Origin of the sequence: Mesorhizobium sp. M1A.F.Ca.ET.072.01.1.1 (genome assembly GCF_004023325.1) — a bacterium.
Classification (GTDB): Bacteria; Pseudomonadota; Alphaproteobacteria; order Rhizobiales; family Rhizobiaceae; genus Mesorhizobium.
In genome coordinates this window covers 1-9917 of sequence record NZ_RZSF01000257.1, presented here as the reverse complement: position 1 = coordinate 9917, position 9917 = coordinate 1, and the positions used below count along the sequence as shown (strand labels likewise).

At 56.3% G+C, this 9917-nt stretch carries 6 protein-coding genes and 1 pseudogene; 6 read left to right on the top strand and 1 reads right to left on the bottom strand.

What is annotated here, in order from left to right; genetic code table 11:
• Positions 1–355: 355 nt before the first annotated feature.
• Positions 356–902, top strand: a pseudogene (locus EOA32_RS27325) (transposase); the annotation flags it as partial.
• Between the two features lie 670 nt (positions 903–1572).
• Here EOA32_RS27325 and EOA32_RS27320 read toward each other — a convergent pair.
• Positions 1573–2805 carry an acetyl-CoA carboxylase biotin carboxylase subunit family protein gene (locus EOA32_RS27320; RefSeq protein WP_128373374.1) on the bottom strand — a complete coding sequence of 411 codons (1233 nt, stop codon included), beginning with the start codon at positions 2803–2805 and terminating at the stop codon, positions 1573–1575.
• Between the two features lie 1472 nt (positions 2806–4277).
• On the opposite strand from EOA32_RS27320, the gene EOA32_RS27315 reads away from it, so the two are divergent.
• The 5 genes from EOA32_RS27315 to EOA32_RS27295 form a co-directional block, all read left to right on the top strand.
• On the top strand, positions 4278–5372 hold the full coding sequence (locus tag EOA32_RS27315; RefSeq protein ID WP_128373373.1) for a pyridoxal-phosphate dependent enzyme: 1095 nt from the start codon (positions 4278–4280) through the stop codon (positions 5370–5372).
• Positions 5373–5820: 448 nt separating this feature from the next.
• Complete coding sequence (locus tag EOA32_RS27310; protein WP_128373372.1) at positions 5821–6387, top strand: GNAT family N-acetyltransferase; 567 nt, start codon at positions 5821–5823, stop codon at positions 6385–6387.
• A gap of 541 nt (positions 6388–6928) precedes the next feature.
• Positions 6929–7666: a class I SAM-dependent methyltransferase gene (locus EOA32_RS27305; RefSeq protein ID WP_128373371.1), complete on the top strand. Its 738-nt coding sequence runs from the start codon at positions 6929–6931 to the stop codon at positions 7664–7666.
• A gap of 476 nt (positions 7667–8142) precedes the next feature.
• Positions 8143–9201: a hypothetical protein gene (locus EOA32_RS27300; protein ID WP_128373370.1), complete on the top strand. Its 1059-nt coding sequence runs from the start codon at positions 8143–8145 to the stop codon at positions 9199–9201.
• Positions 9202–9211: 10 nt separating this feature from the next.
• A partial coding sequence (locus EOA32_RS27295) for a pyridoxal-phosphate dependent enzyme (RefSeq protein ID WP_128373369.1) occupies positions 9212–9917 on the top strand: 706 nt, incomplete at its 3' end.

Genomic DNA, 9917 nt, shown 5'->3' with positions numbered 1-9917 from the left:
CGGAGCGGCGGTTGAAGAAACACGATCTGCTCCCCGGTGCAGTGTGGCGATATCCTCATCTCTGAGGACCTCGCCCAAGAAAATCGCGCCCAGTCGAATGCCGGCGCAGCATCGAGCGCCTCCGCACGCGCAGTTTTGGTCGATTACTGCCTTTGGCAGATGTGCATCCGTCCACGCTTAGAACAGATGGCGCCGGTCGGCCCTGGCGAGCAACACGGCGGCGTCTCGATCGCGCAGACGCACCCGTCCCTGGCGCAGGCCTTCAGCGATCGCATCGCCGACCCCCGGATTACCCAGCGTGAAGCTCGGCAAGCTTGCGCTCGACCCGGGCGCGATGGTCGCCGAGCCGTGTGCCTTCGAGGCGCGCATTCGCGAACTCATCGAAGGCCATGACATGCTTGCGACGGTGATCGGCGCGATGCTGCAGGCCCGGGCCTTATTGTGGAACGAGTTTACCCGGCTGCACCGCGCGATGCTGAAGATCGCCCGTGTCGATCCTGTTTGCCAGCGGCTGATGAGCGCGCCCGGTGTCGGGGCTCTGGTGGCGCTCACCTATCGTTCGGCGGTCGACAATCCGGGGCGGTTTGCAAAATCCCGAACCGTCGGTGCGTACTTCGGACTGACGCCCAAGAAATATCAATCCGGCGAGACCGACATCGACGCCGGGCATCAGCAAGGTCGGCGATGGAATGGTGCGAACCGCGCTCTATGAAGCGGCGCACATCATGCTGACGCGCGCCACGCGGTTCTCCGCCCTGAAGCGCTGGGCGATGGACGTGGCGAAGCGGCGCGGCATGAAACGGGCAAAGGTGGCGCTGGCCCGCAAGCTCGCCACCGTCCTCCATCGCATGTGGGCCGATGTCAGTCAGTTCCGTTGGGGCAAGGACACCGTAACCGCGTAAAGGAGGAACAAGGCAGCGAGGCAGGCCGCCATAGGCGCTGCTTCTTCGAGGTCCCGTCGCTGGGACGAGGGCTTGGCAAGGTCGGGAGTAGTGCTGTGAAAGCTTCGGCAAATCACGCGTCCTAGATTGACCTGCCGGCTCAAAGGATCTGATGGCATGATGTGGCAGTCTTCGTGCTGACCACGGACAGAAGCATGATCCCAGCGGCGTGATGATCACTCGAAGGGACTTGACGAGTAAGGGCCCATTACAGAAGTACTACTGTGCCATTCAACGATTGATCGCAAGAATGCGTTCAAGCTTGAATGGAGGGACCGATGAATCTCGAAGACGGAATCGAAACGAGTGCATCAGTTTCCAAGCCAACGCGAACCAGATCGTCCCGCCGTCGCTGAAGTGCAGCCGTCACCGCATCCAGTTCACCGAGGACCTCCCCTGCCACGGCATCTCGCCGGTCTTTCCGATAGCGCAAATAGCTACCGTGTCGAGTGAAGTATCCAGTCCTGCATAGACGCTCATGCCGATCTCCTCTTGCCAGTTCGGCTCTGAGCATCAGACGAACGTCATGATCCAAAAAGGAGCCAGGCGTTCAGCGAGATGAACCGAATACCCCATCTGTTGCGTGATCGACTTCTCTTCAATAGCCTGCCAAGTAGGGGCCAAATTGGTCCTATTCGGAGGCAGTTGGAAACGGCTTGATTGACCAATCGATCAAGTCTACGGCATCCTGAAGTATCGTCTCGGTCTGAGCAAAACTGGGTGAAACGGCGATGACATGTCCGATCGGGTCGCGGTAATCGCCTTTCCTGACAATCGGCCGCATGGGTTCAGCATACAGTTTGACCTCAACTATACCTTCTACAGTAGCCGCCCTGTCGCCATTGATCGTCTCGAGGATGCCGTCGCGATCAGGAACTAGGAACCGCGCGGCCACAGTGTGCGAATGCCTTCTACGCAGATCCCATTCCTCGCCGATGATGAGCTTTATGTGCTCGGCGACGAGATCAATACCGTAAGCCAGCTGAACCAGTTGAGGGGTGGGTGTGCCAGGAATACGCGGATTGACTTCAATGACAACTGGGCCGCGCGTCGTCCACCGGAATTCAACATTCGTTGGTCCCCAGCCAAGGTCGAGAGCTCGCAGGCAGATTAGCGAAAGATCGGCGATGCGTTTATGCTCTTCATCAGTTAGCGGGGCCGGAAAGCTCACCCCATGGAAGACGAAATGCGGCGGCGGGCCGAAATCAGCCGGCGCAATCCCAACGACTTCATTTCCCATTATTTCGGCGCCATACTGTGGGCCTTGTACAAATTCTTCGACCAGTATCCTGGGCAAGGAACGCCATATATGCTTCCCGCCAAATAGATAGGCTGTATGTTCATCCAACTCGTCGAAGTTGCGGCACAATTGGACACCGCTACTGCCGCTGCCGACGGCCGGCTTAAGAACCACTGGCAGGCCGATCTCTGAGGCGGCGCGTTCTACATCCGTCGCGTTCCACGCCAAGCGGTAAGCAGGTATTTGAACACCAGCCTTCGCGAGAAGCTCACGTTGAGTAAATTTGTCGCAGCATCGTTCAATCGATGCTGGGTTCGGTCCCGGTAGATCAAAATGCCGGCAGAGCTCGGCAGCCGTCACACAGGCCGAGTCGTCGGCGCCCGAAAAGCCGGTAATTCCCGAAATTGCATAGGTTGCAGATACCCTGGCACATTCGTGGATCAGCGCATCGAGATTGTCTGTATCGATACGAATTGCCTCAATTCCTTCCGCCAAAAGATAGTCGTACTGAGTTGGATCAGCCGACAGAGTAATTGGATGCAGACCAAGCCGCTGGGCCGTTTTCACGTAGGGCAAACCAAGACCCCTGTGGCCTTCAACCAGGATGAGCGCCCTTTTTGTCATTGGCGTTGACCTCCGTTGCGTGCTGTGCGGCGATCCGAGGTAAATGGTGTTTCTGACCTCCGACCAGATTCTCGGTTAGTGATACGTTGCTTGCATGCGCCGCGCCAAAGGAGAAATCGTTTTGAAACAACCCGATGGCGCTCGTACCGCTATGTGGCATGTCCGACATAGTCAGACATTGGACATGCAGAAGCGGTTCACGCGTTGAATTCGCTTCGCCGGTCGAGGAATCCTGTTCCCCGTTCCAGGGAAAACGCCCACAAGCGAGTGCTTGCGACCGTTGGTGCGAACCACGAGTTCACGAGGTGCCCGACGCGTTGGGCAAGAAATAGCGGTCCCTTTTTTTGACGCGCGCCGGGTGATGGTAACGCGGCTACATTTTGTCTCAACTTTGCCCATTATGCGGCATAGCAGAGTGCCTGGGCCATACGGATGAGGCGGTCGGGCGGTTTGTAGTGGTGGTGGGCTTGCTGACCGTGGTTAAATGTCTGCGGTCCACAATTGCAGGCGGACGGCTGCGATGGCGTCGCTTAATGTGAAGCGGCTTTGGTGTACCATGCCGCGGCACAGGGTAAGGGATATCGGCCCACGTGGTGACGACCGAATAGAGGTCGAGCAATGCAGGGTTGGTTCGATTGCCAAGTCGGAACATTTTACGTTGCGTCTCCACCCTACATGAGCGCGCATTTGGGCAAAGGTGACCTCGACCTGCCAGCGTCGGACAAAGAGGGCAGGGATGTCCGGCGGTAAGAGATCGGGATCCGGCCTGCACCGGGCGCTGGCCGACCGGGCGAGAACCCTCAACGGGACGATTTGCCGGGAGACCGCAGTCCGGTGCCTGTAGTAATGTTAGTTGATATTTATCCTCGCGGTACGATTCGGAAGCGAGAATTCTCCACCAGTTCGTTTGTCGTGCGCTCGGCGACGGCCTTGAGCTTGGGCAGGAGCTTGCTGGCAGGTCGCAAGCGAATGGGGTCCGCGCGTGGCGGCGCGTAGAGGTTTGCGTCCAGCACGACGGAAAGCAGAAAAGCAGATCGAGAACCGCAACTGTCCACCCGACCGGCAGCAGGCCACTTCGGCGACTTCGACGTATACGGGGCGCGACCGCTATCCGACACCAACTGTGGGGTTTGTCGGGCGAGCGACACAGCCTTACTTGGCCGATCTCTTGTCACGCTTGAGGGTAAATGTCTGAAGTGAAATCACAAAAATTCTTTTCCAGTTCGACCAGCTAGGTTGGCACAACTTTTGAAGTCTCCTTGTCGCGGGTCGAAGGAGCTGTCGGCTGACATTGAAGTCGCGGCAACCGTGACCGATGGAGCGAAGGGAGCACGCAACATATCAGGTCTGCCAGATCGGGTTCTAGGGCGACCGAAAACCATAGGCTCCAAGTAGAGCTAAACGAACAAGCTGTCTAACGCGGCAGGACCTCAACCGCTTGGCGATTCACGATAGCGAGGGTGAGTAGAAGCATGAATGCACTTCCAAAACCTTTCGGCGCAAATGTCACCGAAGCGCTTTCCCTCCCGACCTTCGTACAGGTCTCGCACAATCTCGTCGCCGCGAAGTTCGACCTAATGAAGTTTACTCCGGCAAAGCACATTCTCGACGCCGCACTGGCAAGCGGTCAATTGCGGGCCGGGGGGCATGTGATTGAGAGCAGTTCTGGCACGTTCGCCTTAGCCTTAGCTATCCTGTGTTCTTTATATGACCTGCACCTTACGCTGGTCACAGGCCCAACCTCTGAAATCGTGCGCTGGCGATTGGAAAATTTGGGCGCAATCCTGCATACGGTCCACGGCAGTAACAATTGTGAAGGTGGAATTCAGCAGGCGCGCCTCAACGTGCTGGTCGAGCTACGCTCATCAGTTCCTGATAGCTATTGGCCGCAACAGTACTCAAACCCACTAAATTCATCCTCTTACCGGCCGGTTGCCGAGCGAGCCCTCATGGTACAGCCAAAAGTCGATGCGATCGTTGGTGCAGTTGGAAGCGGGGGGTCGCTCTTTGGAATTGCGTCTGTTTTGCAGCGCGAGAACGCGGCCTTGGAGGTGATCGCAGTCGATCACAATAGAAGCGTGATTTTTGGGGCTCAGGCCAAGCGGATCAGCAAGATGTGCAGGGAAACGTTCGAACAGATCCTGGCGATGGGCGCAGGAATTCCCATGGGCAACGTAAATTTCGAGCTCTGCGACGAAGTCCATTGGGTGCCGGTACCGAAAATGGTTCAGAGGGTGCACGACTTCCATCGACGTACCGGAATGCTCGTCGGGCCGTCCAGCGGTGCAGCTCTTGCTGTTGCGGAATGGCGTGCAGCTCGGGACCCCTCGCAGAACGTTCTCACCATTCTACCGGACCATGGCGTCCGTTATGCGGAGACGATGTTTAATCCCGGATGGTTGAACAACTGGAGCAAAGACCTCATTCGGGATTGGGAAGGGCCAAAGGATATCGTTTCATTAGAGGAGGTATCGGAGGAATGGTGTCGATTCAAATGGGGTCGACGCAAATATCGAGATGTTACCGGAAGCGATCCGGAGCCCCGCCAGGCTGGTTACGATCCATGATAGGTGTTCTTAAATTGGCCCCTTTTGTCAACGCATGCTTGGAAAAACAGCCGAACTGCCTCACCACAACGTGATTGGTGGATCATGACACTATTGATCAGCTAGGCAGAATAACGTCTCTCGGCGGGAACTGCTCTGATCTATGCGTCCTTGTTGTGAGAACACAGTTTGCGAAATACTCTGGTTCCCGCTGTCTATACCGCAAACCTTATCTTCTTCCAGAGGCACAACTGATCCCGAAGTTCGACTGTGGACTGTCGCCATATGGCCGTCGCGTTGATACTCCAAATCCGTTCTGTTTGGGGGCAGCCAGCCTGGCAGGCGTGAGGGAACCGACCGGCTGGTCCTGGTGCCGTTGGGGCAGGCGAACACTCGATGAATTGCTATCCAGTCACTAAGCCATGCGCCAAGGCTCTCGCTCCTTCAGCCACTTCCTGGAATCGGGCCCATGCGGCGATCAACCAGTCCAAATTCTCTTCAACCCAATACGCTGGAACACCGCAAGACCGCAGAGCCTATTGAGCAGGGGTGTGGCGCGATGCTGAAAGCATTGTCTCGCTTCGATCACGCCATAGTCGCGCATTTGAAGCTTGAGTCGGAGCAAGAACAGTTTGTAGACCCGTTGGATATGGTGTTCTCTGAGCTTCAGAACAGCTCACGCCGCGAACTGGAGCACCCGTTCTCGATCGTCGTTCGGGATCATGTGGTTGGCTTTTTTGTCCTGCGTGAACAGTCGGCGGTGCCGGAATGGTCACCGCCTGATGCAATTACCTTGCACAGCTTTCGCATAGGCCAGTCATACCAGGGCAACGGATATGGCAAAGCAGCAATTAGACTTGCCGTTGGATGGATATTAACAAACCGACCATACGCCACCCGTCTCATGCTAGGCGTCAACGTACGCAATGTGACAGCTAGAGAAACTTATCTGAAGTCGGGGTTTTGGGACACAGGCGTTACTTTCTGCGGCCCAATCGGCCCCCAGAACATTCTCGAAATGAAAGTCGGCTTGTGACGATGAGCGTGACGTTAAAGCACGTCGCCCTTTAAAAGGATTCGGGATAGGGGACACTCTCACGGTGCCGCCCCACACCCCGAGCACTCGTATGTTCAGAATTGCATGGATGCGCTACGACGTCCGTGAATTACGCCGTTCGTGACGAACGGGAGTAATGCCCATGGGTACCCAAACTGGTATGCAACTTGCTGCTGTGAATTTTCCTTAGCCGTACGTCCGGGGGCTCTCGGAGATCTGGCTTATCGAGCTGAGACCGACGAGGTAGCCACCGGCGACTTCTTAGGATTCGAGAGACGAAGGTGCTCCTTCGCAGTTACTGATCAGACTGGTGTTGAATGGATTATCTACCACGACCCCTCCCCGGCGCTCACCGTGTGGGCGATCCCGAAGGAAAGACGCTGGGCAAAGGCTGGTGTCAAATTTTGGCAACGACGAGCTTCAAACGTGGTGAGCAATTAGTCGGCGAAGATGGTCTATGAACCGGCAGTTCTCAGATTGTGAAATGCCAGCTTGCGTTTACTCAGCAGGAGGAAAATACATGAACACGTTGAGCGGACAAAACGCACTGAGGCAAGCCGCCCAAAAGCGGATCGAGGCATCGCATACTCTCGACGGTGATGCGGAACGGCTGGTCCGATATTATGGTGAGTGGGCTCGTTGCTACGAGTTGGACCTAGAACGCGAACACTACCGCAGCCCCTCGATAGTAACCGAACTGGCTGGCGCCGTGCAAGCAGCCTATCTTGTTAAAGACCGAGAAGCCATGGCGATCCTGGATGCTGGCTGCGGTACAGGCCTGGTTGGCATTGAACTGTACCATCTCGGCTTCCGCTTGATCGACGGCTTTGATCTCTGCGAAACGATGGCCGAAATGGCAAGGCAAATCGGGATCTACCGCAATGTCCAAGGAGATGTTGATCTCAATAGACCGCTCGTGGACTATTCCAGCGCGAGCTATGATATGACCGTGTGCTGCGGCGTCTTCGCACGCGGACATGTCTGCCCGCATGGGCTGCGCGAGTTGGCCCGCGTGACACGCCCGAATGGATTTGTGGTGGTGAGCTCTGAAAGGAGCTATTCAGAGGCAACATCTTTTGAAAATGAGGTGCTGCGTCTTGAGAAGGCGGGCATTCTTACACGAGTACAATATCTGAGCAACGGTAGCTACATCGGACAGGAGGATGCGCACTACTGGACTTTCCGAGTCCATCAGGCGCCTCAGAGGCAAAGGCGATCAACCGGTGCCGAAGATCCGGAATCCGTGCTCTTCTCATGAGGCCATGGCGGCGGTCATCGGGACTCCTGTGTTCAGTTGGCCTCGATAAGCTCAGGCTACTGAAAAGAATGTTGACCACCGTGCTGTCCGAGCCCCCGTCCCGGACGTCAGCTTCTGTAACAGCCCTGTCCGGTGCGGGACGTCAGTGTTCGGAACCCGACACACTGAGGCGCAAGTATTCGTCATTGCGTCGCGCAATATGGTTCTCGAAGCTTACTCACCACAACCTCTTAAGTGGCACACAAATTGCTCCGAACATAATGAAATTCTCCGTTGCGATCTAACGGTCTCGCGTCCCGGCCGAGGAGGTCCAAATGAAACTTGATCGAACGCGCCAAATCGTTGCGACAGACGCTGCCCTGTTGGGTGCGGCCCCGCCAAATCAAGCCTTGCAGCGTACGTCGCAAGCGCCGCTGTCATTCGCCCAGCAGAGGCATTGGTTTCTGTCGCGTCTGGAGCATTAATGAGACGGGGATATGTCGATCCAGAATCCGACCCATTCCGTGGGTCCTGCAGGAAGCAGGACGAGCACGATTGCAGAACTCAACGAAGCAGCCGCAGGTGAAGTCTGGAAGCCATGCATGAACCACCAGACGTTCGATGGCGAAAATACCGCTGAAAGCATCACCGAGGGTGGGCCGCAGCTTGGGGATTATTCCGGTGGGGGTAGCGCTGTTTGTTGCGGCACATTCGGCGAGTTACTGCAAGGTCAGCTACCGGTCGGCTCCGTTCCGGGGGACCCTCACTTCTTGGTCACGATGCCCGTTGCACTCTTTTCGCGAGCTCACTTCATGCCGATGGCTGGCACACAATCCGTAACCGTTTATCCGTCATATAAAGTCAAAGCAAAACGACTGGCTGAGAATCTCGTGATTGCGCTCGGCGTCTCAGGAGGAATCCTTCTTTTGCATTCTGAACTTCCAGAAGGCAAAGGGTTGGCGAGTTCGTCTGCGGATCTTGTTGCGGCTGCACGATCAATTGCCTGCTGCTTCAAGCGTAGAATCCGGACGTCATTGATCGAGAAGCTAATGGGGGAGATCGAGCCATCCGACGGGGTGATGTACCCAGGAGTGGTAGCATATCAGCAGCGAGCATGTAGCCTTCTCTCCTTCCTTGGGCAAATGCCGCCGCTTGCAATCGTTGGTATCGATGAAGGAGGGACGGTCGAAACCGTCGACTATGATCAACGGCGAGGTGAGATCTCCGCAAGTCGCAGAGCAGAATATCACCAATTGCTCGACCGCGCACGAATCGCAATTCCGAAGGGTGACACGGCCACGATAGGCAGGATAGCTACGGCCAGCGCGCTCCTGCATCAGGAGCGGGCTCCAAAGGAGCATCTGAACTCGATGCTGAAAGCATCCGAGGCCACTGACGCTCTCGGGGTCATAGTTGCGCACAGTGGCACAATGGTTGGAATCCTGCTTGATCGAATGGCGGCTGATTTTCCACGGAAGCTTCGGTCCGTGCTCGCCCATGTATCGCCGTACGACAACTCGCCAAAAATATATCTGACCATGACCGGCTGCCGGTGAGGTAACCAATATGGACGCTGTGCGCAAACGCCTGCCATTCTCCGGCTATTCTGCTGCCTATGCTCTCCCAAGCATTATTAGGTGTGAGACAAACCTTTATCTTGCGCAGTTCGCGTTCATGAAGCTTCTCCCTGCGAAGTACATCATTGAGCAAGCGCTGGCTCGAGGGACTTTGACGCACGGCATGAAAGTTCTCGAGACCTCGAGCGGAACCTTCGCGCTGGGTTTGGCCGTAGTTTGCCGGGAACGTGGATTCCAGCTCGAAATCTTCACAGATCCAGTGATGGAGAAAGGCCTGGAAAATAGGTTGAGCTCCTTGGGAGCCGAAGTCTTCATAATAACTGAAAAGGCGAAGCAGGGTGGCTATCAAAGAAGCCGCCTCGACGCATTACACGCCAGGATGAGACAGTTGGGCCACTCCTGTTTCTGGCCCCGGCAATACGAAACACCGGACAACCCCGCAGCCTATAAGCTCTTTGCCGACCAAATATCGGGGATGATGGACGCCGACGTAACGTTGGTTGGTTCTGTGGGGTCGGGCGGCTCTACTTGCGGAACGATAGAGCGCCTCCGCCAAAAAGCATCAGGCGCGCGCCTGGTCGGAGTGGACACCTTCAACAGCGTCATTTTTGGCCAACCGGACGGCGAACGGAAAGTGCGGGGGCTGGGGAACAGTCTTGTCCCCAAAAACGTGAGGCATGAACTGTATGACGCTG